General features: G+C 67.9%; 22 protein-coding genes. 13 read left to right on the top strand and 9 right to left on the bottom strand.

Annotated elements, in window-relative coordinates; all coding sequences use genetic code 11:
* Positions 1–132: 132 nt before the first annotated feature.
* From GON09_RS10200 to GON09_RS10230, 7 genes are all read right to left on the bottom strand, one after another.
* Complete coding sequence (locus GON09_RS10200) at positions 133–918, bottom strand: AraC family transcriptional regulator (protein WP_213931697.1); 786 nt, start codon at positions 916–918, stop codon at positions 133–135.
* A 62-nt stretch (positions 919–980) separates the two neighbouring features.
* Positions 981–3,503 carry a phosphoenolpyruvate synthase gene (locus tag GON09_RS10205; RefSeq protein ID WP_213931698.1) on the bottom strand — a complete coding sequence of 841 codons (2,523 nt, stop codon included), beginning with the start codon at positions 3,501–3,503 and terminating at the stop codon, positions 981–983.
* A 116-nt stretch (positions 3,504–3,619) separates the two neighbouring features.
* Positions 3,620–4,675: an AAA family ATPase gene (locus GON09_RS10210; RefSeq protein ID WP_213931699.1), complete on the bottom strand. Its 1,056-nt coding sequence runs from the start codon at positions 4,673–4,675 to the stop codon at positions 3,620–3,622.
* Positions 4,675–5,301, bottom strand: a complete 627-nt coding sequence (gene pnuC, locus GON09_RS10215; RefSeq protein ID WP_213931700.1) for a nicotinamide riboside transporter PnuC — start codon at positions 5,299–5,301, stop codon at positions 4,675–4,677. Before pnuC ends, GON09_RS10210 begins: the two co-directional genes overlap by 1 nt.
* A 123-nt stretch (positions 5,302–5,424) precedes the next feature.
* Entirely contained in the window at positions 5,425–6,303 is an 879-nt protein-coding gene (locus GON09_RS10220; RefSeq protein WP_213931701.1) for a sulfurtransferase, read from the bottom strand.
* 112 nt (positions 6,304–6,415) lie between these two features.
* The gene (locus tag GON09_RS10225; protein ID WP_213931702.1) at positions 6,416–7,069 is read right to left on the bottom strand and encodes a hypothetical protein; all 654 of its coding nucleotides are present in this window, start codon (positions 7,067–7,069) and stop codon (positions 6,416–6,418) included.
* On the bottom strand, positions 7,066–7,998 hold the full coding sequence (locus GON09_RS10230; protein WP_213931703.1) for an Lrp/AsnC family transcriptional regulator: 933 nt from the start codon (positions 7,996–7,998) through the stop codon (positions 7,066–7,068). Before GON09_RS10230 ends, GON09_RS10225 begins: the two co-directional genes overlap by 4 nt.
* 248 nt (positions 7,999–8,246) lie before the next feature.
* On the opposite strand from GON09_RS10230, the gene GON09_RS10235 reads away from it, so the two are divergent.
* Genes GON09_RS10235 through GON09_RS10285 form a run of 11 tightly spaced genes read left to right on the top strand, consistent with a single transcriptional unit; the run spans position 8,247 to position 19,223 of the window.
* A complete protein-coding gene (locus GON09_RS10235) occupies positions 8,247–9,080 on the top strand; it encodes an ABC transporter substrate-binding protein (protein WP_213931704.1) in 834 nt (277 codons plus the stop codon).
* Between the two features lie 4 nt (positions 9,081–9,084).
* Positions 9,085–9,816 (top strand): amino acid ABC transporter permease, encoded by a 732-nt coding sequence (locus GON09_RS10240; protein ID WP_213931705.1) that lies wholly within the window; start codon positions 9,085–9,087, stop codon positions 9,814–9,816.
* Positions 9,813–10,583, top strand: coding sequence for an amino acid ABC transporter ATP-binding protein (locus tag GON09_RS10245; RefSeq protein ID WP_280521628.1), 771 nt, complete (start codon positions 9,813–9,815; stop codon positions 10,581–10,583). The genes GON09_RS10240 and GON09_RS10245 overlap by 4 nt, the downstream gene beginning before the upstream one ends.
* A gap of 22 nt (positions 10,584–10,605) precedes the next feature.
* Positions 10,606–11,571, top strand: a complete 966-nt coding sequence (locus GON09_RS10250; protein ID WP_213931706.1) for a C-terminal binding protein — start codon at positions 10,606–10,608, stop codon at positions 11,569–11,571.
* A complete protein-coding gene (locus tag GON09_RS10255; RefSeq protein WP_213931707.1) occupies positions 11,568–12,458 on the top strand; it encodes a sugar phosphate isomerase/epimerase family protein in 891 nt (296 codons plus the stop codon). Before GON09_RS10250 ends, GON09_RS10255 begins: the two co-directional genes overlap by 4 nt.
* A complete protein-coding gene (locus tag GON09_RS10260) occupies positions 12,455–13,660 on the top strand; it encodes an aromatic ring-hydroxylating oxygenase subunit alpha (protein WP_213931708.1) in 1,206 nt (401 codons plus the stop codon). The genes GON09_RS10255 and GON09_RS10260 overlap by 4 nt, the downstream gene beginning before the upstream one ends.
* Entirely contained in the window at positions 13,657–14,634 is a 978-nt protein-coding gene (locus tag GON09_RS10265) for a PDR/VanB family oxidoreductase (RefSeq protein WP_213931709.1), read from the top strand. Before GON09_RS10260 ends, GON09_RS10265 begins: the two co-directional genes overlap by 4 nt.
* Positions 14,631–15,389: a class II aldolase/adducin family protein gene (locus GON09_RS10270; RefSeq protein ID WP_213931710.1), complete on the top strand. Its 759-nt coding sequence runs from the start codon at positions 14,631–14,633 to the stop codon at positions 15,387–15,389. Before GON09_RS10265 ends, GON09_RS10270 begins: the two co-directional genes overlap by 4 nt.
* Before the next feature lie 39 nt (positions 15,390–15,428).
* Positions 15,429–16,370: an agmatinase gene (gene speB / locus GON09_RS10275; RefSeq protein ID WP_213931711.1), complete on the top strand. Its 942-nt coding sequence runs from the start codon at positions 15,429–15,431 to the stop codon at positions 16,368–16,370.
* Between the two features lie 55 nt (positions 16,371–16,425).
* Complete coding sequence (gene gabT, locus GON09_RS10280) at positions 16,426–17,805, top strand: 4-aminobutyrate--2-oxoglutarate transaminase (RefSeq protein WP_213931712.1); 1,380 nt, start codon at positions 16,426–16,428, stop codon at positions 17,803–17,805.
* Positions 17,802–19,223 (top strand): NAD-dependent succinate-semialdehyde dehydrogenase, encoded by a 1,422-nt coding sequence (locus tag GON09_RS10285; RefSeq protein WP_213931713.1) that lies wholly within the window; start codon positions 17,802–17,804, stop codon positions 19,221–19,223. The genes gabT and GON09_RS10285 overlap by 4 nt, the downstream gene beginning before the upstream one ends.
* A 35-nt stretch (positions 19,224–19,258) precedes the next feature.
* Here GON09_RS10285 and GON09_RS10290 read toward each other — a convergent pair whose 3' ends face one another.
* On the bottom strand, positions 19,259–20,479 hold the full coding sequence (locus tag GON09_RS10290; RefSeq protein WP_213931714.1) for an MFS transporter: 1,221 nt from the start codon (positions 20,477–20,479) through the stop codon (positions 19,259–19,261).
* An 11-nt stretch (positions 20,480–20,490) separates the two neighbouring features.
* Between GON09_RS10290 and GON09_RS10295 the strand changes: the two genes are divergently transcribed.
* The gene (locus GON09_RS10295; protein WP_213931715.1) at positions 20,491–21,156 is read left to right on the top strand and encodes a FadR/GntR family transcriptional regulator; all 666 of its coding nucleotides are present in this window, start codon (positions 20,491–20,493) and stop codon (positions 21,154–21,156) included.
* A gap of 7 nt (positions 21,157–21,163) precedes the next feature.
* Here GON09_RS10295 and GON09_RS10300 read toward each other — a convergent pair whose 3' ends face one another.
* Positions 21,164–21,967 carry an NAD(P)H-binding protein gene (locus tag GON09_RS10300; RefSeq protein ID WP_213931716.1) on the bottom strand — a complete coding sequence of 268 codons (804 nt, stop codon included), beginning with the start codon at positions 21,965–21,967 and terminating at the stop codon, positions 21,164–21,166.
* A 282-nt stretch (positions 21,968–22,249) separates the two neighbouring features.
* Here GON09_RS10300 and GON09_RS10305 point away from each other — a divergent pair, with 282 nt between their 5' ends.
* The gene (locus GON09_RS10305) at positions 22,250–23,254 is read left to right on the top strand and encodes a rod shape-determining protein (protein ID WP_213934389.1); all 1,005 of its coding nucleotides are present in this window, start codon (positions 22,250–22,252) and stop codon (positions 23,252–23,254) included.
* The last annotated feature ends 1 nt before the right edge of the window (position 23,255 follow it).

Raw genomic sequence — 23,255 nt, forward strand, 5'->3', positions numbered from 1 at the left:
CTCACTCTCGTACGGGGTAGGGCCCTCGGCCTTACCACCGGCGGCAGTTAGGCGAGGTTTGCCTAAACCGTAATGTTCGTCCGAATCCGGCGCAATCGCTCGATCGGGACACCCCCTGTAGCGATCGGGACATCAGCCCACGCGGAACATTCCCGGTGTCGTGCCGGTGACCCTGCGGAAGGCCGCTCCGAACGCGCTGGCCGACCTGTAGCCCACCTGTTCGGCGACCTCGTCGACATCCGTGCCGTGACCGAGCAGCATCACCGCTCGCTGAGCGCGCACCGCCGCGACCCACCGCCCGAGACTCAGGCCGGTCTCCGACCGGAACGTGCGGGTGATGGTGCGGGTACTCACCCCCAACTCGGCCGCCCAGTCCGAGAGCGTCCGCGGATCGCTGGGATCCTCGGCGATCGCCTCGACGATGGCCCGCACGACCGGCGAAGACGGCACCTGCACCATCAGTTCGTTCTCGGCGGGTGCGAGCACGTCGATCACCATGCGCTCGGTCAACGACCGCGACTCGTCGCCGAGATGTTCGTCCGCCAGCCGGTCGAGCAGCAGTCGCAGCAGGGGCGTCATCTCCACCGCGACCGGGCCGTCGGACAACGACGGAGCCGAGTCGATCTCGAAGTGCGCTGTGCGGTACCAAGTTCCGGCGGGCATGACACCCCAGTGCAGCAGGCCCGCCGGAATCCACAGTCCCATGGTCGGGGTGATGGTCCATGTGCGCGAGCCGATGGTCGCGCTGGACGCGCCCCGGTCGTTCCACAGCAACTCGTGCGTCGGATGCGAATGCGCCTCGAAGCGGGTCTCGCGGGAAACGAGTTCGTCCATGCCCGCGATGACGAAGGGCACGTCGATCTCACCGGCCTCGTAGACCGGCAACGTCCTGCTCTCCGCCGCCTCGACGCTCTTCACGTACGTCCTCCTCCGCTGTGCGACGACGCCAATCCTCACACGTCGCGCTGCCGAGGCACCGGTCAGGACAGGATCTCGACGTACCCTTCGGTGCCGTGCACGCGGATGCGTTGCCCGTCGCGGATGATGCGGGTGGCGTCCTCGACGCCCACTACGGCCGGCAGCCCGTACTCGCGCGCGATCACCGCGCCATGGGTCATCACGCCGCCGACTTCGGTCACCAGTGCGCTGACGGTGACGAACGCCGGGGTCCAACTCGGGTCGGTGAACGCGGTGACCAGGATGTCACCCGGTTCGAAGTCCGCTCGGTCCATGTCGGCGACCACGCGGGCGCGTCCTTCCACGACACCGGTGGACACCGCGATGCCGGGCAGCGCCCCGTCGGGGAGACCCTCGCGGCTGTACGCGCCGGTGATCGTCTCCCCTGTCGACAGCAGCACCCGCGGCGGAGTGAGACTGCCGAACGATGCGAACTCCCCCTTCCGCTCGGTGACGAGGTCGCCGACCGGTCGTGGCTCGCGGACCACGTCCTCGAGTTCCTCGAACCGCAGGAAGAAAATGTCCTCCTTCTCGTCGATCACTCCCGCGTGCACGAGATGTTCGGCCACCCGCAGGAGGGCCTGCTTGTAGAGGAGGTAACGGCCGACCATGCCGTATTTCGGGTACTCCCGATAGCCCGCGAAGGCCCGGATGCGGTGGACGAGTCTCTCGATCTCGCGGGCCTTCCGCTTCCCGTCGGGCAAAGCCCGCACGCGTTCGAGGAGTTCGCGCTTCTTCTCCTCGGCCTGCCGCCGACCGTCGTCGAACCGCTGTTTCGCCGCGCCGGGCCCGAAGTTGTCCAGATTGCTCACGATCGTCGGCACCAGCACGGTGGGGCGTTCGGCCCACCGCGGCCGGGTGATGTCGATTTCGGCGACGCATCGCCTGCCGTACTTGCCGAGGAAGTCCTCGAGCGCTGCTCGCACCTCCGACCCGCCCTCATGTGCGCCGAGTTCGTCGAGGAAACGTGCGTCGTCGAAGCCCTCCTCGTCGACCTGCCGCAGGAACGTCACGACATCGGGATGACGACGAACCGCATCGGCGACGTCCAGCAGCGCCAGCCCCATCTCCGAGGTCACATTGTAGGGAACGGATCGGGAGACGACGTCCGCAAGGTTCTTCTCCCCCAGCCATTCCTGCCCCAGCTCGTTGAGCCGTTCGGCGGCCTGCATACCGGTGGCGAGCACCTCTCCGACCTCCTTACCGAACAACGAATGCTGCAGGTTGCGGATGTCGGCGCGGATGAAATCCAGCAGTGCCGAACCGGTTTCGTTCTCGATGAGACGCGCGGACTCGGCGATTGCGGCCTCGCTCTGCGCCACGAGTTCGGGGACGACGGCCGGGTCGATCTCGTCCGGGGCAGGCGGCAGACCGACCCGCGCAGCGGCAGGGTCATCCGGTCTTGTCGGAACGAATCCCCGATCGAGCACCGTCTGCAGCGCGTCACCGAAGAGTGGGTCGGACCTACCGATCATCCCGACGATGCCCGGCCCTTGGGTGGGTGAGGCCAACATGGCCGTGATGTCGACGAACAACCGTCCGCCCGCGTGGCGCATGGGCGCGCGGCTGGTCAACTGCCACATCGAGATTCCCAGCGGTTTCATCGGATCGGTCATCATCTGCTGGTGACCGACGGAGACGTACACGCGGTTCTCGTCGTCGCCGGACTCCGGGACGGGGAACAGTGTGGTGATCGGTCGGCTCTGCACGATGTGGAAAACCCTGTCGGCGAGGCACCATTCGATGTCCTGGGGACGCCCGAAGTGCGCTTCGATACGTCTGCCCAGCTGTACGAGTTCGGCGAGTTGCGCGTCGGTCAGCACCGGTGTCTTCTGCCGTTGCGTCCGGTCCACGACCTCGCCGGCACGCACCGCATACGCGTCGGCGTTCACCCGGCCCGACACCAGGTCGTCACCGAGCCCGGCGACCGCATCCACCCGGGACACCGTGCGGTCCGAAGTGACGGGATCGGCGGTGAACAGCACACCCGAGGCCTGCGCGGACACCATCCGCTGCACGACCACCGCCATGTGCACCTTCCGGTGGTCGAAGCCGTTGCTGATCCGGTAGGCGACGGCGCGCTCGGTGAACAGCGAGGCCCAGCACGTGCGGATGTGCCGGAGCACCTCTGCGGTACCGACGACGTTCAAGTAGCTGTCCTGTTGCCCTGCAAAGGAAGCCGCCGGTAGATCCTCGGCGGTCGCGCTCGAGCGCACCGCGACGGGCACGTCCTCCCCGAGTTCGCGGACCCGCACGGCGACCTCCTCCGCGATGTCGCCGGAGATCGTGCACTCCTCGATCTCCGTACGGATCTGCGCGCTCAGCGCTGCGATGTCGTCGGGTTCGGCCTTCGAGAGTCGCTCGAGCAGGTCCTCGACGCGCGGTAACTCGGAGAGCACCGTTCGGTAGGCGTCCGTCGTCACGCAGAACCCGTCCGGCACGTCGACGTCGTCGATGCGCCACAACTCCCCCAGACTCGCTCCCTTGCCACCCACGACCGGCACCGCCGTGCGGTCGATCTCCCGAAAATTCTGTACGTAGCCCATTCCGGCTCCCCACCTGCTGGTTCGATGCTGTGTGGGCGAGTATGGACCCAATTTCCGATCCTCATGAGGGCCGAGGATCCGGTATAACGTGAGAGGGGGAAAGACGAATCCGATCTCTACAGCGGCGCGCCGAACTGCGAGCCCAGTCGCAATGCCTGGTCCGCCACCCGTTCCGCCAGGTTCACCCGCTGGTCGAGACTGCCGGTGAGCAGAACCCAGGAGCGTCCCGTGGCGGTGAGAGCGTCGACGAACCACTCCGTCATCTGCGCTCGAATGTGCTCGCCGTCCCGGATGCCGTCCTGCACGAACGGAACACCGTTGTGGTCGGTGAGCAGGTACAGCGCTCGCCGGTCGCGGACGCCGCGCCACGCCCGTTCGCTGCTGCCGAGGTAGCGGCGCTCCCAGACGGTGGTTGCGAACGCGTCGGTGTCGCAGACGAGCAGAGGTGCCCCCTCCCGTGCTGCACGTTCCTCGCGTCGTGTCTGTTCGACGGCGATATTCTCGAAATCGTCTCCGGTCCAGACGATGTCGTCCATCGATCCCGCGCCGAGCTTGTCGTAGGTGACCTGTCGTCCGTATTCCGGCACCCAGCGGGTTCGTTCCCAGACTCCTCCCCGCTTCCGGTACCGGCGTACCAGTTCACGGCTGACGGTGGTGGTACCCGTGGATTCGGAACCGAGGACGACGATGCGGGTCGCGAGGCCGGCCCGGGCGGGTGCGTCGAGATCATCCCAGCGTCCCGCGAGATCATTGCGGCAGGCCGTGCCGGAGGCGGGATACGCGACACGCAGCGGGTCGACGCACACGTGCGTGGCCGAGAAGCGTCGAGCGAGTTCGTCGCCGTACTTCTCGCTCGAGACCACCGCGTCGACCGGAATTTCGGTGACGGTACGCGCGGCCGCTTTCATGCAGGCGACCTGCGCGGTCCATACGGTGTCCGATTCGAGGTCCATCGGCGCGTCGCACGGTATTCCCGTCACGGTGACCGCCGCGTCGGCGGCGTGCGATTCTCGCATCCACGACACGCGGTCACCCAGCGGAATCGTCTCCGCCGCCGATGCCATGACGACGACCGTCACGCGTTCGGCGATCGTCGCGGCCTGTCGGACGAGGTGATGATGACCGACATGGGGTGGGTAGAACTTTCCGATGACGAGTGCGTGCCGGTACATCAGCGCACCTCCAGCAGTTCCCGCTCCGCCGCCATCGAACGTCGCCATGCGAGCAGACCCCGGATGCACAGGAGCAGGAAACCTGCGTACAGCAGCGCGGTCAGCGTCAGACCCTTGTGCAGGTAGAGCGGGATGTAGATCAGGTCGGCCGCGATCCACAGAAGCCACGACTCCCACCGCTTCTTCGCCTGCCCCCAGGTCGCAAGCAACGAAAGCACGGTGGTGGTCGCGTCCCAGAACGCGACGGTCGAGTTCGTCGCCACCTCGAGCAGCGCCGTCAACCCGATCACCGCAGCGACACCGACGACCGCAAGCACACTCCATTCGGTCGCGCTCGTGCCCGTCACCGGCAGGACGCCTCCTCCCCTGCCCCGCACCCAGTTGCTCCACCCCCACACGGCGAGGGCGATGTACACGACCTGCAGTCCGGAGTCGGCGTAGAGTCCGGCGGTCGCGAAGAGCAGGATCCACACGAGGTTGTTGACGATCCCGATCGGCCAGTTGAGGATCGACTGCCGCCCCACCAAATACACGCACCATGCACCGCTGACGAAGCCGAACACCTCGGCCCAGGTGGTGGGCGTACCGAGGGCGGTGAACGCCGTCGAGTTCAGAAATGCGATCATCGTCGCCGCCTTTCGCTTGTGGCAGCAATTAGATCATGTTTGCGCTAACTGGTGCAACGGTGAAGCTGACTTTGGTGTTCTCGACAGCACTATGCGACGTCGAGAACACCAAAGATTCAAACGTCAGCGGGGGTCGGGGCCCTCCACGAGCGGCAGCGACTCGTCGGCGGTCCACGCATTGAGCGAACCGTCGTACACCGCAACGTCCGACCTGCCTGCCGCTGCAAGCGCGTGCGCGAGGCCGGAGGCAGCGATACCGCCGCCGCAGTAGGTCACGGGCGTGACGTCCGGGTTCAGGGCACCCGCTTGGTCGAAGATCTCCCGCAGTTCCGTCGCCGGCTTCAAGCGCCCGGTCGACGGGTCGACGAGGTCGTCGAAGGGAATATTGATGCTGCCCGGGATGTGCCCGCGACGGGGATAGGACGGGCTCTCACCGCGGTAGGTCGCGGGATCCAGGGCGTTGATGATCAGCGTGGTCGGGTCGTCGAGCGACGCCGCGATCTCCTCCGTCGACCGCACCAACTCCGGGCGATGCCGCGAGGTGAAGGTCGCGCCGTGCGGCACCACCTGCTCGTCCGAGACCGGATAGCCGGCGGCCTTCCAGGCAGGCAGCCCGCCGTCGAGCACGGCGGCGTCGTCGAAACCTTCGAGCCGCAGCTGCCACCACAGTCGCGCGGCCCAGATGCCGTTCTTCTGGTCGTACAGCACGACCCGGCGACCTTCGCCGATACCGACCGCGCCCGCGGCTGTCGCGAAGCGCTCCGACGTCGCCGCGGTGAACGGTTGCGGCGCTTGATGATCGGAGAAGTCCGTGAACAGGTCGGCGTAGACCGCACCGGGGATGTGTTCCTCCAGATAGGTCGCCAACCCGGGTTCGACGTGCACGGACCCGTCCGGCGGCATGCTCAGGTGCACGGTGGCGTCGACGATGACGAGGTCTTCGTCGCCCAACTGCTCGTACAACCACTCCGGGGAGACGGTGCTCGGCTTCGTGTCGCTCATCGGGTCCTCCTCTGCTCTCGGTAGTTCCCTCCAGTAGAGCAGCCATACGATTTGTGTGGGATGAGCCCCGCTGAGCGGGGCTCATCCCACACAAATCGATGTCCGTCGAAGTTCAGGACCGAACGTAGTCCGACGGCAGCAATGCGCTGCCCGGTAGCAGATACTCGTCGGCTTCCAGCAGGGCCGACCACCGATCGAGGAAGCCGGGGAAGGCATCGAGCGGAGTCGTATCCACGACCTGCACCCCCGGCTGCAGCAGCGCGACCAGCAGTGCCGTCAGCGCGACCCGCACGTCCCCGTCGTGGTCGACCACCCCGGCCGGCTCCCCCAGACCCGGCGACACCACGATCGACTCACCTTCGACGCACACGCCCAGACCGAGCTGCACCAGCAGCGGAGTCCACTCCGCGGCCGAGCCGTCGGATGCCGCCAGCACACACTCGTCGGCCGCGCGGGTCGCCGCGACGGCATAGAGGGGCAGCACGTCCATCGGCACGGTCGCGTCGAACTGCGGGAGCTCGCCCGCGGTGGAGCGGGTCGTCGCGGTCAGTCCGTCTGCGGAGGCGACGACGTAGGCACCCGTGCGCGCGACGTCCGCTCGCAGCCCGGGCACGACGCTTGCATCCAGCCCCAGCGGGTCGCGCACCATCACCGTGCCGCCGGTCACGACGCCGGCGAGCAGCAGGGCCGTGACCGCGACCTCCGATGCCTCGGAGTCCACACGACCGCGCACGGGTATTGCGGCATAAGGAAGTTCGACGGTCACGGGGTTTCCTCCTGGATGGTCGAGAGCACCGGGACGTTGTTGTACCGCTCCTTGACGGTGCGGAAGTGGACCCAGCTCTCGAGTTCGAGAACGGAGCGCAGGGCGCGGATGGTGTCGAGCGACGACACGACGTCCTCCAGTCGCGTGGCATGAACGGTACCCAACAGATCGAACCGACCGATGGTGCTCGCGAGGAAGTTCACACCCGGGAAGCCCTTGATCACCGTCGCCAGATCCGAGATGCGGCCGCTCGCACGGACACCGAAACCCACCGCGACCTCCGTCTCGTGCTGCCCTCCGGTCAGAGCGCCGATGCGGAGCACACCGTCGTCGATCAGGCGTTTCACGCGGATACGCGCGGTGCCCGGCGACGTTCCGGCCGCCTCGGCCAGTTCGGTGTACGACGCGCGCCCGTCGTCCTGCAGCACACCGAGCAGGCGGACGTCGAGGGGGTCGAGACGCGTGACGGGCACCTTGTCGGGACGGCCGATGTCGACGATCAGATCCGTATAGACGAGCGTGTTCGTCTCCTGCACACCGTCGATGCTGCGGATGCGTTCGAGGGACGACGCGAGTCGCGCTGCGCCCGACGTGCGGATCTCGACGATGAGCGGATACCGGCCGCTGGTGAGCGAGACGTAGGGAACGTCGTGCAGTTCGGCGATCCGCGCCGCGACCTGCCGCACCGGTTTGTCGACCGCGACGGCGACGTGCCCGAGGGCGTCGAGTCCGATGGTCGAGGGGTGGACGATGCCCACGACGTTGACGCGGCCGCTCTCGAGCAGGGCGTTGAGCCTCTTGGAGACGGTGGGCCGGGACACCCCGAGTTTCTCTGCGAGTTCGTTCCGGCCGATGCGTCCGTCGAGGCGGAGTTCCTCGACGATTCGGGCATCCAGGTCGGAAACGGCAAATGTTACGGGCGTGGTCATGTGATGTTTACAAACGAAATCCGGACCAACATCACTTTACTTATCATGAATTACCTCCGCATCTGCGAGCTTTCTGGCGACCACTCGGACACCAAATGTTTCCCGAAAATCAACGAGTGACGTTGATTGCTTCGTTTTCGGTTTGGTCAGAACATATCCCACCGCATATGTTCCGAACCAACCGAACGAGCACAGACCAGCGCCGATCTCGTTGCTCTACATCCCTCGCACCCTCAGGAGATCGAACGATGAGAAAAGTAGGACTTCTCGCAGCCGGCACCGGCCTCGCCCTGCTCGTCAGCGCATGCGGAGGCGGATCCGCCGGCACCGAGGCGGACGGCGCCACCCCTGCCGGTCTGGCCCGTGCCGGTGAGGTCACCTTCTGCACCGACCCCGAGTACCCCCCGATGGAGTACTACGCCGAAGGCGACACCAGCACCCCGATCGGATTCACGTCCGACGGCGCCCGCGCTCTCGCCGACCTGTGGGAGGTCGAGGCGAAGTGGCAGATCACGTCGTTCGACGGCCTCATGCCCGGCCTGCAGGCCGGTCGCTGCGACGTCCTGTGGACCGCGCTGTACATGAGCCCCGAGCGCCTCGAGGTCGCCGACGCCGCCGCATTCCTCGAGACGGGCCCGGGCCTGCTCGTCCGGAGTGGCGATACCTCGATCACCAGCTCCGAAGACCTGTCGGGCAAGACGGTCGCAGTGCAGGGTGGTGGTAGCAACGAATTGACCATCCGCGCCCTGTCTGAGGAACTCGAGGCCGCCGGCCTGCCCGGTATCACCGTCCAGGCCTACCCCAAGACCGCCGAGACGGTCGCAGCCGTGACCAACGGCAAGGCCGACGCCCTCATCGAGACCGACGTCGCCGTCGTCGAGATGGTCTCCAAGTCCGGCGGTGCCCTCGTCGCGGTGCCGGACGTCTTCCCCGTCGACACGAAGTTCGGTGTGTTCACCAAGAAGGATTCGCCGCTGAGTCCGGCTGTCGCCGAAGGGATCGAGACACTCGTCGAGAACGGGACCCTGCAGGAGATCGCCGTCGAGTACGGTCTCGATCCCGCCCGCGTCGTGACGGGTTGATGCCATGACCTTCGACTTCGAGATCTTCCTCTCCGCGCTGACGTCCTCGGCGTTCTTCAAGGGGGCCTGGCTGTCGATCGCGCTCGCGGCTGCATCGATGCTCTTCGCCACCCTGATCGGCTTCGGTGTCGCCCTGCTGCGCATCAGCGACAATCGCCTCGCCCGCACCGTCGGTGGCGCCTACGTGTGGTTCTTCCGCGCCATCCCGACGCTGCTGGTGCTCCTGATCATCTGGAACGCCGGTCCGCAGTTGTTCCCCGCGCTGCGGGAGAACTGGTTCAGCCCCTTCCTCGCGGCCTTCATCGGATTCGCGGTGGTCGAGGCCGCGTACATGGCGGAGATCCTGCGCTCGGCGCTGCTGAGTGTGGACGACGGTCAACGCCTCGCGGCCCGCGCCATCGGCCTGCCTCCGCACAAGGTGATGCTGAAGGTCGTTCTGCCGCAGGCGATCAAGGTCGCGCTGCCGCCGATGGGCAACGAGTTCATCGCGTTGCTCAAGTACACCTCCCTCGCCTCGGTCATCTCCCTGCGTGAGCTGCTCACCACGGCGCAGGTCGGGGTGTCGAACACCTTCCGCTACGCCGAGTACTACAGCGCCGCACTCGTCTACTACCTCGTCATCGTCACCGCGCTGATGGGTGTGCAGACGCTGATCGAACGCCGCTACCGATGGGTCTCGTCCGGGATCACCACAGCCCCGACGGCCGGCACGAAGAAGGAGACGGTGACAACATGACCGGCACCGCACTGCTCGAGACGATCGGTCTCCGGAAGACCTACGGCAGCAACGAGATCCTCAAGGGCGTCGATTTCGCGATCGAATCCGGACAGGTCAAGGCCGTGCTGGGTCCATCCGGTTCCGGCAAGTCCACGATCCTGCGCCTGATGTCGCTGCTCGAGCCCGTCGACGGCGGTTCGATCCTGCTGAACGGCAAGGAAATCGGGGTCGAGACGGGCCGGGACGGACGAACGGTCCCACTCCCCGAGCGCAAGCTCGCCCGCGAACGTACCAACATCGGCATGGTCTTCCAGAAGTTCAACCTCTTCGCGCATCTCGATGTGCTCCGCAACGTCACGCTCGGTCTCACCGAGGTGCACGGGGTTCCGAAGGACGAGGCCCTGCACCGGGCCGAGCGGATGCTCGACCGGGTGGGCATGTCCCAGCGCATGCGCCACTATCCGTCGGAGCTGTCGGGTGGCCAGCAGCAGCGCGTCGCGATCGCCCGGGCCCTGGTCCTCGACCCGGCAGTGATGCTGTTCGACGAACCCACCTCGGCTCTCGACCCCGAACTCGTCAACGAGGTCTTATCCGTGATGGAAGACCTTGCCCAGCAGGGCATGACGATGATCGTGGTCACCCACGAGACCCGGTTCGCCCGTCGCGTCGCCGACGAGGTCGCCCTGTTCGACAGCGGTGTCATCGTCGAGCAGGCTCCACCCGAGCAGTTCTTCACCGCCCCGGAGCACGAACGCACCCGCGAGTTCTTGTCCCACATTCACTGATCGACCCGAACGGAGCATCCTCATGGCATCCCCGATCGCGGTCTACACCGATCTCGACGACCTCGACCCCAGCGAGGGCATCGCCCTGCTGGAGGCCGAAGGCTTCGAGGTCCGTGTGCTCGAGACCCGCGACCCCGACACGATCGCCGCCGCCGCGGCGGACGCGTCCGCGCTGCTCGTCGGCTACGCCCCCGTCGACGCCGAGCTCCTCGACCGCCTCCCCCGGCTGGGCATCGTCTCGATGCTCTCGCGTGGCTACGACTCCGTCGACATCGACGCAGCCAACGCCCGCGACGTCTGGGTGGCCACGGTCGGGGATGTCGCCTCCACGGAGGTCGCCACCCATACCTGGGCCCTGGCCCTCGCAGCCGTGCGACGGCTCGACTTCTTCGCCTTGTCGGGACCTCGCGGCTGGCTCGACCGCCCCACCTACGCGCCCCGTCGCCTCGCCGACGTCACGTTCGGGCTCGTCGGGGTCGGCCGCATCGGCAGCGAGGTCGCGGCGCTCGCAGCCGGCTCCGTCGGCGCGATCCTCGGTTACGACCGGGCCGGCCGCGACCTGCCGGCGGGCGTCACCTCCGCCTCCCTCGCCGACGTCGTCGCCCAGTCCGACGTCGTCTCCATCCACCTACCCCTCGACGACTCCACCGAGAAGCTGTTCGATGCCGACCTGCTCGCGACGATGCGACCCGGATCATGGCTGATCAACGTCTCGCGCGGCGGCATCGTCGACTCCGACGCCCTCGCCGACGCGCTCGACTCCGGCCACCTGGCCGGCGCCGCCCTCGACGTGCTCGACGTCGAACCACCGCTGCCCGGCGACCGGCTCGCCGAGCACCCGAACGTCCTGCTGACCCCGCACGTGGCGTACCTGTCCGACCGCACGGCCCGCGAGTACATCCGCATGCAGGCCACCAACGTCGTCGAGTGGTACCGCACCGGAGCTCCGTCGCATTCCGTCACGAACCCGCACGAGGTGATCGCATGAGCATCCGACTCGAGATGTTCCAGTCCCTGTGGGCCATGGAGGATCTGCCGTGGCGCGGCACCCCGTGGACCTTGTCCGAGCAGCTCGACCGCCTCGCCGACGAGCACTTCGACGGTGTCGCAGTCGATCTCGGCGCCCGCGGCAAGCCCGAGGCCGGCGTCCTGGCCCCGCTGCTCCGCGAGCGCGACCTGCGGTCGGCGGTCTTCGCCTTCCTCCGCGACGACACCGACCTCGACGCGGCCCTGCGCTACGCCGACACGATCGGCGCCGACCGGATGGTCGTGTGCGGCTGCGTCTTCGACCCGGACGACACCGTCGTGGTCGACACCGTGCACCGTTGGTTCACCACCGCAGCGGCGGCGGGTGTCGCGATGCAGCTCGAGACACACCGCAACACCCTCACCGACGACATGCGCCGCACCACACGGCTGCTCCAGGACATCGACCCCGCCGTGAACCTGGCCATCGATCTGTCGCACTACGTGGCCGGCAGCGAGATCCCGACGACGCCCACCCCCGAGATCGACGCGCACATCGAGGCCTTGTTCGCCCGTGCCGAATCCGTCCAGGGCCGGGTCGCGACCCGCTGCCAGGTCCAGATCCCGCTCGGCTTCCCACAGCACCGCGAGTGGGAGGAGCTGTTCACCGGCTGGTGGACCCGCGCGTTCACCGCGATCCTCGACCGCCGCGCCCGCGACGGCAGCGACGAGCCCGTCATGTTCTGCACCGAACTCGGTACCACTCCCTACGCCATCACCGACCGCGACGGCGTCGAGTTGTCCGACCGGTGGGGCGACGCCCTCACGCTGCGCGACCGGGCCGTCGCCTGCTTCGCCGAGGCCACCACTCGTACTTCCACCCTCACGACCCCAGGAGCGTCACGATGAGCACCCTGCAGTTCCCCCTGCCGGAGCGGACCACCACCTCGACCGGCAACGTCGTGATCGACGGCCCGCTGTCCGACCTCCCTTCCGGTCGCGCCCTCGTCCCCGCCCGCGCCTACACCGGTATCGAGGAGTTCGACCACGAACAGAAGAGCATCTTCTCGTCGGGCTGGGTGTGGGCCGGCTACGCCCACTGGGTCGCCGAGCCGGGCGCGGTGCATCCCGTCACCATCGGCGGCAAGCCGCTGCTGCTCGTGCACGGTGAAGACGGGCAGATCCGCGTCTTCCACAACTCGTGCCGGCACCGCGGCATGGCGCTGACCGAGGAACCGCTGGTCGTGCAGGGGCGCATCCAGTGTGCCTACCACTGCTGGTCGTTCAAGCTCGACGGAACACTGGCGGCCGCACCCTATTACACCCGCGAGCGCCGTTCGAAGATCGATCCCGAGGTCGCCGAGCGTCTGAGCCTGCTGCTGGTCGCGAGCCACACGTGGGCCGGCATGATCTTCGTCGACCTGTCGGCGACCGACACCGATCCGCAGGCCTGCGCCGACAGCTTCGCCATACACCTCTCCCCGCTGCTCGAGCGTTGGTCGCACATCGACTTCACCCGCCTGCACCTGGCCGGGGAGAAGAAGTTCGAGGTCGACGCGAATTGGAAGCTGGTCGTGGAGAACTTCCTCGACTTCTACCACCTTCCATTCGTGCACCCGCAGGTCGGCCCGGTCACCGCCTCCCTCGACGTCGACGACGTCGCGCTGCACCCCGATGTCATCGGCGGCAGCTATCCGCGCGGCGCGGCGGGCAAGGCCGAGAAGACGGCCAAGACGCTGCCGTGGCTCGGCGACGTCCCCGAGGACCGTCTCGAACGCCAGGACATCTTCTGCCTCTTCCCCAACGCACTGGTGTTCCTCGAGGCCGACTGGTTCCAGGTCATCGGCTACCACCCCGAGGCTCCCGACCGCACGGTCGAGCACATGGCGATCTTCGTCGACTCCTCCGCTGCCGGTGACGATTTCGCCGAGACCCGCTCGCAGCTGTGCGAGGTGCTGTGGCACGTCAACGAGCAGGACATGCCGATGCTGCACCGCCTGCAGATCGGCCGCAACTCCCCCGGCTCCGACTCGACGAACCTCGTCTCGCACTGGGATCAGATCACCGCGTTGTTCCAGGACCGCGTTGCACGAAAGGCAGGCTACCGATGACCGCGCTGCTCGAGAGCTCGATCGACCGCACACCCCGCACCCGCTCGGCGCGCGTCACCGGGATCACCTGGGAGGCCGAGGGAATCCTGTCGGTGACCCTCGCCGACCCGTCCGGTGAGCCGATGCCGGCCTGGGAGCCGGGCGCTCATGTCGACATGGAACTGTCGCAGGGCCTCACCCGCCAGTACTCGCTGTGCGGGGATCCGGCCGACCTGCGCAGCTGGACCGTCGCGGTGCGACTCGCCGCCGACTCCCGCGGTGGTTCCGCCTACGTGCACTCGACACTTCGGCCCGGCGACATCCTGCGTGTGCAGGGTCCGCGTCAGCATTTCCCGCTCGAGGACGCACCGGCCTACGTCTTCGTCGCCGGCGGAATCGGGATCACCCCGCTGCTGCCGATGATCGAGGCCACCGCCGCGCGCAGTGCGAATGTGGCGGTGCACTACGCGTATTCGGGTCACGTTCCTGCGCGGTTCGTCGAACGTCTCGCCGCGACCGGTGTGCCCGTGCACCTCCACCCCTCCGCCGAGGGTGAACGTCTCGACCTGAAGGTGTTGTGCGCAGATCTCGACTCGGGGACGCTCGTGTACTCGTGCGGCCCGGAACGCATGCTCACCGAACTGACGGCACTTCTTCCGGCCGAGGCGTTGCGCATCGAGTCGTTCTCGCCCGCACCCGCGGAGCCCCCGGTGGCATCCGCATCGGAGTCGTCCGCATGTTCGGTGCAGCTCGGCGCCGACGGTCCGGTCGTGGAGGTCGCGGAGGACGAATCCGTCCTCGACGCTCTGGAACGCTCCGGCGCGGATGTCATGTGGTCGTGCCGCGAGGGCACCTGCGGCAGCTGCGAGGTCGTGGTGCTGTCCGGCGAGATCGACCACCGCGACAACATCCTCGACGACACCGAACGCGCCGAAGGAAAGTGTTTCTTCCCGTGCGTGTCCCGGCCGATCACGAAGGCGGTGCTCGACCTGTGACCGACACCGTCGTCGCCACCGAGGAACTGAGGCTGCGCCGCGAGCTGGCCGCCGTGTACCGGCTCGTCGCGCACTTCGGGATGACCGACCTGATCTTCACGCACATCTCATTGCGGCTACCGGGACCGGAACCGCGGTTCCTCATCAACCCCTACGGCCTGCTGTTCGAGGAGATCACCGCCTCGAATCTCGTCGTGGTCGACCCGCACGGCATGCCCGTCGGCGACACCGGCGCCCTGGTCAATCCGGCCGGTTTCGTCATCCACGGCGCGATCCATGCGGCCCGCCCCGACGCGCACTGCGTCCTGCACACCCACACCCGGGCGGGCTGCGCGGTCGCGGCGACCACCGACGGTCTGCTGCCCGTGAACCAGATGTCGATGGAGTTCTACGACCGCGTCGCCTACCACGACTACGAGGGTGTCGCGCTGAGCCTCGACGAACAGACCCGGCTCGTCACCGACCTCGGCGACAAGCCGGTCATGATCCTCCGCAACCACGGGCTCCTGACCGTGGGAAGCACTCCCGCCCAGGCGTTCCTGCGCATGTTCTATCTGAACCGGGCATGCGAGATCCAGGTGACGGCTGCCGCGACCGGCCCACTCGTTCTGCCCCCGCCTGAGGTGTGCGAACGCAGCGCACGCCAGCTCACCGGCACCGACACCGGCGACGACTTCGTCGATCCGGGCGCCGACCTCGCGTGGGCCGCGATGCTGCGCCTGCTCGACCGCATCGCGCCCGGCTATGCCGACTGACACTGCCGACTGACCTTTCCCAGACAAGGACCCTCCATCATGAGCCCCATCGGACCCGTCGACGCCTCGCAGATCCCCCGCTACAACGGGCCCGGCACCTTCGCGCGACTGCCTCGCCTCGACGAGGTCACCAGCACCGACGTCGCCATCGTCGGCGTCCCCTTCGACACCGGCGTGAGCTACCGGCCCGGGGCCCGCCTCGGCCCGGCCCACGTGCGCGCCTCCTCCAAGCTGCTGCGCCCCTACAACCCGACGCTCGACGTCTCGCCATTCGCCGCGATGCAGGTCTCCGACGCCGGCGACATCGCGTGTAATCCGTTCAACATCGACGAGGCGGTCAGCGACATCGAGCGCGGCGCCGACGCCCTCACCGGTGACGGCACGCGCCTGCTCACCATCGGCGGCGATCACACCATCGCACTGCCGCTGCTGCGCTCGGTCGCGCGTCGCCACGGACCGGTCGCCGTCGTCCACTTCGACGCGCACCTCGACACCTGGGACACCTACTTCGGCGCGTCGATCACGCACGGCACCCCGTTCCGTCGCGCGTCGGAAGAGGGCCTGATCGACAAGGAGGCCAGCATGCACGTCGGCACCCGCGGCCCCCTCTACAGCGACAAGGATCTCTCGGACGACAAGATGCTCGGCTTCTCCGCCGTCACCTCCCCGGAGATCGAGATCGACGGTGTCGCGGCGGCCATCGAACGGATGCTCGCCCGCATCGGCGACCGCCCCGTCTACGTCTCCGTCGACATCGATGTCCTCGACCCCGCCCACGCCCCGGGCACCGGCACCCCCGAGGCCGGTGGCCTGACGAGCCGCGAACTGCTGCGCATGCTGCGCGCGTTCGCCGGTACCAACCTCGTCGGCGCCGACATCGTCGAGGTCTCCCCGTCCTACGACCACGCCGAGATCACCGGCATCGCGGCCGCGCACGTCGGCTACGAACTGCTCTCCGCCATGGCCCTGCCGAAGGCCTGACGGCGCTGCCGAAGGTCCGACCCACTCCCTTCCTGTTTCACCGAAAGGCCCGTCGATGCCCGAGATCGAATACCGCATCCCTCAGCAACGCCGGCTCGTCACCGAGCTGCCCGGCCCGCGCTCGGCCGCGCTCACCGAGCGGCGCCGCAATGCCGTCGGCGCGGGTGTCGCGTCGTCCGTACCCGTCTACGCGGCCGACGTCGACGGCGGCATCGTCCTCGACGTCGACGGCAACGCCCTCATCGACCTCGGCTCCGGCATCGCCGTCACATCCGTCGGCGCGTCGGATCCGGTGGTGGTGAAGGCGATCCAGGATCAGGCCGCGCACTTCACGCACACCTGCTTCATGGTCACCCCCTATGAGGGCTACATCGCCGTGGCGGAGCGGCTCGCCGAGCTCACCCCGGGCGACCACGCCAAGCGCACGGTGCTGTTCAACAGCGGCGCGGAGGCCGTGGAGAACGCCGTGAAGATCGCGCGGGTCGCGACGGGCCGCCGCACCGTGGTCGTGTTCGACCACGCCTACCACGGCCGCACCAACCTGACGATGGCGATGACGGCGAAGAACAAGCCGTACAAGGAGGGTTTCGGTCCGTTCGCCGCGGACGTCCACCGCGTCCCGGCGTCCTATCCCTTCCGCGAAGGCCTTGCCCACGACGGCACCCCGATCAGCGGTGCGCAGGCCGCGCAGCGCGCCATCGAGCAGATCGACAAGCAGGTCGGCGCGCACAACGTCGCGGCGATCGTCATCGAACCGATCCAGGGTGAGGGTGGCTTCATCGTGCCCGCCGAGGGGTTCCTGCCCGCGCTGGTCGACTGGGCGAAGGCCAACGACATCGTCTTCGTCGCCGACGAGGTGCAGACCGGCCTGGCCCGCACCGGCGCGTGGTTCGCGAGCGACGCCGAGGGCATCGTCCCCGACCTGGTGACCATCGCCAAGGGTGTCGCCGGCGGTATGCCGCTGGCGGCGGTGACCGGTCGCGCCGACCTCATCGACGCCGTCCACGGCGGTGGTCTCGGCGGCACCTACGGCGGCAACCCTGTCGCGTGTGCCGCGGCGCTGGCGACCCTGGACCGCATGGCCGAGCTGGACCTGTGCGGGCGGGCCCGGCAGATCGAGCAGATCGCGGTACCGCGACTGCAGGCCCTGGCCGACGAGGTGGAGGTGATCGGGGAGGTCCGTGGGCGCGGGGCGATGCTCGCCGTCGAACTCGTGCACCCCGGTACCCGCGATCCGAACCCCGAGGCCGCCGCGGCGATCGCGGCCCGGGCGCTCGCCGAGGGCGTCATCCTGCTCACCTGCGGCACCTACGGCAACGTCATCCGTCTGCTGCCGCCGCTGGTGATCTCCGACGACCTGCTCGTCGACGGTCTCGACGTGCTCGCCGATGCCGTGCGCGCGACTGCCGGCGTCCTTGTCGGAGCAACGCAGTGATCACGCAGTTGTGGGTCGGTGGTGTCCTGACCGATTCGTCCACCGGCACGACCTTCCCCGTCGAGGATCCGGCGACCGGCGAACTTCTCGCCGAGGTCGCCGACGCCTCCCCGGCCGACGGTGCGCGCGCCCTCGACCTGGCCGTCGCCGCCCAGGAGTCGTGGGCGACGACCCCGCCGCGGCAACGCGGCGAGATCCTCCGCCGGGCGTTCGACCTCGTGACGGCACGTGCCGACGAGTTCGCCCGCACGATCACCTCGGAGATGGGCAAGCCCCTTGCCGAGGCGCACGGTGAGGTGAACTACGGGGCGGAGTTCCTCCGCTGGAACGCCGAGGAAGCGGTGCGGATCGGTGGGCGTACGACGACGTCGCCCACCGGCACGGGCCGCATCCTCGTCACCAAGGAGCCGGTGGGTCCGGTGCTCGCGGTGACCCCGTGGAATTTCCCCCTGGCCATGGCGACCCGCAAGATCGGCCCGGCCCTGGCTGCGGGTTGCACGATCATCGTCAAGCCGGCCGCCGAGACCCCGTTGACGATGCTGCTGCTCGGACAGGTCTTCGCCGAAGCAGGGCTGCCCGAAGGTGTGCTGTCGATCCTGCCGACCTCCGACGCCGCGGCCCTGACCGAGCCGCTCCTGGCCGATCCGCGCCTGCGGAAGATCACCTTCACCGGTTCCACCGGCGTCGGCAAGCTGCTGGTCCGCCAGTCTGCCGACCGACTGCTGCGCACCTCCATGGAACTCGGCGGCAACGCGCCGTTCGTGGTGTTCGACGACGCCGATCTCGACGCCGCGGTCGACGGCGCGATGGCCGCGAAGATGCGCAACGGCGGTGAGGCCTGTACTGCCGCCAACCGCTTCTACGTCGCCGAATCGGTGGCGGAAGAGTTCACCGCGAAGCTGGTCGCGCGGATGGAATCGGTGAAGGTCGGGCACGGCCTCGACGAGGGCACCGATCTCGGCCCGCTCATCACCTCGAAGCAGCGCGCCCGGGTGCACGAGTTGGTCGTCGACGCGGTCGAGCGCGGCGCACGCCTGCTCACCGGTGGACTCATCCCCGACGGTCCGGGCACCTTCTACCCGCCCACCGTCCTCGATCGGGTGCCTGCCGACGCGCGGGTGCTGCGGGAGGAGATCTTCGGTCCCGTCGTCGCCCTCACCACCTTCACGTCGGAGGACGAGGCCGTCGCCGCGGCGAACGACACCGAGTACGGGCTGGCCGCCTACTTCTACACCCGCGACCTCGACCGGACGATGCGCGTTGCGTCGGCGTTGAAGGCCGGGATGGTGGGCGTCAACCGTGGCGTCATCTCCGACGTCGCCGCGCCCTTCGGCGGCATCAAAGAGTCGGGCTTCGGACGCGAGGGCGGCACAGAAGGGATCGAGGAGTACCTCGAGACCAAGTACATCGCTCTCTGATCGATTTCGGTGGGCTCAGCCCCGCTGAGCGGGGTCTAACCCACCGAAATCGGGCGGGCATCCCAGCTGTCCTCGACCACCCGCGGCTTGCACGCCTGGTAGGCGCCGGTCACCAGCACGGCGACGGCGACCGTCATGAAGGCGAACGAAGCGGCCCAGCCGGAGGTGAGGTCGTGGAAGACGCCGAACAACAGCGGGCCCAGGCACGCCACGGTGTACCCCACGCCCTGGGTGAAGCCCGAGAGAGCAGCGGATCCGGCGTGGGTGCGGGAGCGCAGGTTGATCAGGGTCAGCGCCATCGGGAACGTGCTGGGTCCGAGCCCGAGCAGCACGACCCACAGAATCGGGGCACTCATCGGTGCGATCAACAGACCGGCGAACGCGATGAGGAAGCACGCGGCGCATGCCACGACCACCGGGAACGGGTTCGTCATCCGCGCGCACAGCGACGGCGCACCGAAGGCCGAGACCAGTCCGAGCAGGGCGAACAAACCCACCATCGCGCCACCGAAGGCCGGGCTGGCTCCGGCGTCGGCGAGGATGTCGGGGATCCACGTGAACATCGAGTAGGTGACGAGCGACGTCATGCCGAACATGCCGGCCATCCCCCAGCCCACCGGCGAACGCCACACCCTGCCGGACGTGTTCCGATCGACCGGCGGCACTTCCCCGGCATCGGCGTTCCGATGACGCAGCAGGACCCAGATCCACGGGAGCGCTGCCGCGAATCCCACCAGTGCCCACACTCCGAGCGAGATGCGCCAGCCGAAGGCGTCGGCGAGGGGCACCGCGACGAAAGCGGGCACGATGGTGCTCAGCTGCACGCCGACGATGTATACCGAGCTGACGAGTGCCAGCGTGTCGGAGAAGTAGCGTTTGACCAGAGGAGGGATGACGACGTTGCCGATGCCCATCCCGCCCAGCGCGAGACCCGACAGGAGCAGCAACGACCAGGTATCGGTCATCAAGGCGCGGGTCGCCATGCCCACGCCCGCCATGAGCATCCCGATCAGTGCGGTGCGTTCGAGTCCCCATCGCCGGCCGAGCGCCGGAGTGGCCAGACCGAAGGCCGCGAACATGGCGGTCGGAATCATGCCGAACACGCCGACGACCGTGGACGAGAAGCCGATCTCCTCGCTGATCTGCCCGGCCAGCGGGCTGAACGAGGTGACGGCGAGTCTCAACACGAGGGCCGACATCGCGATCGCACAGAACACCAGCAGACGACCACGAAGAAGACTCACGCCGGAAATCATAGGATGATGGGATGACTTTGGGAAAACCTGTTCAGCGGACGAACCTGATCGAGCAGGTCACCGAGCAACTGCGCAGTGAGATCTGCAGCGGACGCTGGAAGGTCGGCGAGAAGATCCCCACCGAACCGCAGCTGTGCGAGTTCACCGGCACCGGACGCAACACCGTCCGCGAGGCCGTGCAGGCCCTCGTCCACACCGGCATGCTCGAACGCCGACAGGGCTCGGGCACCTACGTCATTGCGTCCTCCGACGTCACCGGCACCCTCGGCAAGTACTTCGCCACGGCTCACGAACGCGACGTCCTCGAACTGAGGCAGGCCCTCGACGTCACCGCCGCCGTCCTCGCCGCGCGCCGACGCACGCCCGACGACGTGGCCCGGCTCGAGCAGCTGCTCGCCGAGCGCAATCGCCTGTTCGCCGGTTCCGATACCGACGCCGCGGTGGCCGCCGACGTCGCGCTGCACCGCGGCATCGTCGAGGCCAGTCACAACGCGGTGTACCTCGAGTTCTACGACTCGCTGCTCCCGTCGATCCGACGCACCATCGACCGGCACGTCCGCGTCACGGGCCTGGGCTTCGAACCCGAACACACCGCGCTGGTGACGGCCGTGATCGAGGGCGACGAGGACGCCACCGTGGAGGCGGCGCGGGGGCTGTTCGCGGAACTCGTCGATTGAAGCCCGGTCAGCGGAACAGGTCGACATTCGCATCGGCCCACTGCGCGAAGGTCGTCGCGGGCCGGCCGAGCACAACCCCGACCGCCGTCGTCGGTACCTGCGGATGGTCGACGAGCGCGGCGCGACCGTCGAGGTACCACCCGCCGTACTCCCCCATCGCGTCGGCGAGCACCGTTTCGGCTTCCCCCCGCGGTACCTCGACGAACGGCACGTCGCGGCCGAGCGCACGACCGATCTCGTGGACGATCCGAGGATGGGTCAGCGATTCCGGTCCGGTCAACTCGTACGTCCGGCCCGTATGCGAGTCGTCGAGCAGCGTCCGGGCCGCGACCGCGGCGATGTCCTCGAGCGCGACCGGAGCGTTCGCGGCCGTGGGATAGGCGCCGAGCACCCGGCCGGTCGTCCGGATCTGCTCCGCAAAGATGGTCGCGTTCGCCATGAACTCCCCCGGCTCGAGATGCGTGCAGTCCAGACCTGATGCTTCGACGTCGGCTTCGATGCCGTGCCACTCCGTCCCGGGCCCGCCGGTGAGGGTGACGAAGCGACTCACGCCCGCGTCCCGAGCGAGTACCGCAACTTCCCGCGCAACAGCGGGAACGGGAGCAAGATAGACGGTGTCGATGCCGTCGAACACGCCGTCGAGGGATTCCGGCCTGCCCACATAGCCTTTCGCGACGTCCACTCCTTGGGGCAGCGCCGCACGGGTGGGATTCACCGTCAGAGCGCGTACATACGGGGCGGCTGCACGCAGTAGTTCGTCCACGACGAGTCTGCCGACATTTCCGGTCGCCCCGGTTACAAGAATCGCCACCCTTCCACGCTAGGGCGGCGGCCCACCCGCCAGCACCGAATTGATCATTTCCGTTGCAGGACCGACCAACTGACCGATATGTGACGAATGAACAGCCATTCGAGGGCGAATCGAGGTCACGGCAGGTCGCCTACCGGTCGCTCGGAGAGCAGCGTAAATATCATTCCGGCAAACACCGCTCGGAAGGGAACAGGGCGGCGGTAACTTTGGTACACCCCATCTCCCCCAATGCCTCTGTCACACATCATCGGAAACAATCCTGCAATCTCCCCGGAGGCCGACGTGCGTGGATTCGGTATCGATCTCGGAACAGCCAACACCGTCGTCGGAACCCCCGACGAGGGCATAGTCCTCAACGAGCCGTCACTGATGATGGTTCGTACCAAAGAGCCACGCCGAGCGCTCGCGATCGGCCAGGACGCGAGCAACCTCGTCGACCGCACCCCCACCGGGATCGTCCCGATCCGCCCGATACGCGACGGGGTGATCGTGGATCTCGAAACGGCACGGACATTCGTCACGGCCGTGCTCGCCCAGGTCGCGCCGCGCCGGCATTACGGCATACGGCCGATGGGCGTCATCGCGGCTCCCGCGGGCGCCACGCCGCTCGAACGTCGCGCACTGCTCGAAGTCGGACACGAGGCCGGGCTCCGCAAGGTCGGCCTGATACCCGAGCCGGTCGCGGGTGCCCTCGGTTGCGGACTCGACCCGCTCGAACCTCGCACCCATCTGGTCGTCGACATCGGCGGTGGCACTTCGGAAGTCACCGCCCTCTGCTACGGCGGAATCCTTTCCCACCGCAGTTGTCGCATCGCCGGGGACCACTTGACCAGCGCGATCCTCCGGTACCTGCGTGCAGAACACCAGATCCTCGTCGGCGAACTCACTGCCGAGCGCGCGAAGGTGGGGTCGCCCGACACCTCCGACGAGCGGTCGCTCGTGGTGGAGGGTCGCGACGCCGCGACCGGCCGGGCGCGCTTGGTCACGCTCGAGACCGAGGAAGTCATGGACGCGGTGCGGCCCACCACGACCAGCATCGTGCAGACGTTGTCCACCTGCCTGGACGACCTGCCTCCGCGCGCGATCAGCGACGTGATGGCCGAAGGAATCCTGGCGGTCGGCGGAGGATCGATGCTGCGCGGTGTGCCGCAACTGCTCGAGGAAGCCTTCGGTCTCCCGGTGAAGACCGCGGAGCGTCCGCTCACCTGCGTCGCCGAAGGCGCGACGGCCTGCATGGACCGGCCCGAGGTGATCGCCGCCTACGCCGCGTCGTCGACTGCCGCCTGAT

It is taken from the genome of Rhodococcus sp. B50 (assembly GCF_013602415.1).
Classification (GTDB): Bacteria; Actinomycetota; Actinomycetes; order Mycobacteriales; family Mycobacteriaceae; genus Rhodococcus.

What these genes read in the sequence shown, in the direction of transcription:
- GON09_RS10205 (WP_213931698.1), bottom strand. Translation starts at nt 3,503, where the DNA reads ATGGGCTACGTACAGAATTTTCGGGAGATCGACCGCACGGCGGTGCCG.
- GON09_RS10240 (WP_213931705.1), top strand. Translation starts at nt 9,085, where the DNA reads ATGACCTTCGACTTCGAGATCTTCCTCTCCGCGCTGACGTCCTCGGCG.
- GON09_RS10210 (WP_213931699.1), bottom strand. Translation starts at nt 4,675, where the DNA reads ATGTACCGGCACGCACTCGTCATCGGAAAGTTCTACCCACCCCATGTC.
- GON09_RS10220 (WP_213931701.1), bottom strand. Translation starts at nt 6,303, where the DNA reads ATGAGCGACACGAAGCCGAGCACCGTCTCCCCGGAGTGGTTGTACGAG.
- gabT (WP_213931712.1), top strand. Translation starts at nt 16,426, where the DNA reads ATGCCCGAGATCGAATACCGCATCCCTCAGCAACGCCGGCTCGTCACC.
- GON09_RS10230 (WP_213931703.1), bottom strand. Translation starts at nt 7,998, where the DNA reads ATGACCACGCCCGTAACATTTGCCGTTTCCGACCTGGATGCCCGAATC.
- GON09_RS10265 (WP_213931709.1), top strand. Translation starts at nt 13,657, where the DNA reads ATGACCGCGCTGCTCGAGAGCTCGATCGACCGCACACCCCGCACCCGC.
- GON09_RS10260 (WP_213931708.1), top strand. Translation starts at nt 12,455, where the DNA reads ATGAGCACCCTGCAGTTCCCCCTGCCGGAGCGGACCACCACCTCGACC.
- GON09_RS10255 (WP_213931707.1), top strand. Translation starts at nt 11,568, where the DNA reads ATGAGCATCCGACTCGAGATGTTCCAGTCCCTGTGGGCCATGGAGGAT.
- GON09_RS10295 (WP_213931715.1), top strand. Translation starts at nt 20,491, where the DNA reads ATGACTTTGGGAAAACCTGTTCAGCGGACGAACCTGATCGAGCAGGTC.
- GON09_RS10250 (WP_213931706.1), top strand. Translation starts at nt 10,606, where the DNA reads ATGGCATCCCCGATCGCGGTCTACACCGATCTCGACGACCTCGACCCC.
- pnuC (WP_213931700.1), bottom strand. Translation starts at nt 5,301, where the DNA reads ATGATCGCATTTCTGAACTCGACGGCGTTCACCGCCCTCGGTACGCCC.
- GON09_RS10245 (WP_280521628.1), top strand. Translation starts at nt 9,813, where the DNA reads ATGACCGGCACCGCACTGCTCGAGACGATCGGTCTCCGGAAGACCTAC.
- speB (WP_213931711.1), top strand. Translation starts at nt 15,429, where the DNA reads ATGAGCCCCATCGGACCCGTCGACGCCTCGCAGATCCCCCGCTACAAC.
- GON09_RS10235 (WP_213931704.1), top strand. Translation starts at nt 8,247, where the DNA reads ATGAGAAAAGTAGGACTTCTCGCAGCCGGCACCGGCCTCGCCCTGCTC.
- GON09_RS10290 (WP_213931714.1), bottom strand. Translation starts at nt 20,479, where the DNA reads ATGATTTCCGGCGTGAGTCTTCTTCGTGGTCGTCTGCTGGTGTTCTGT.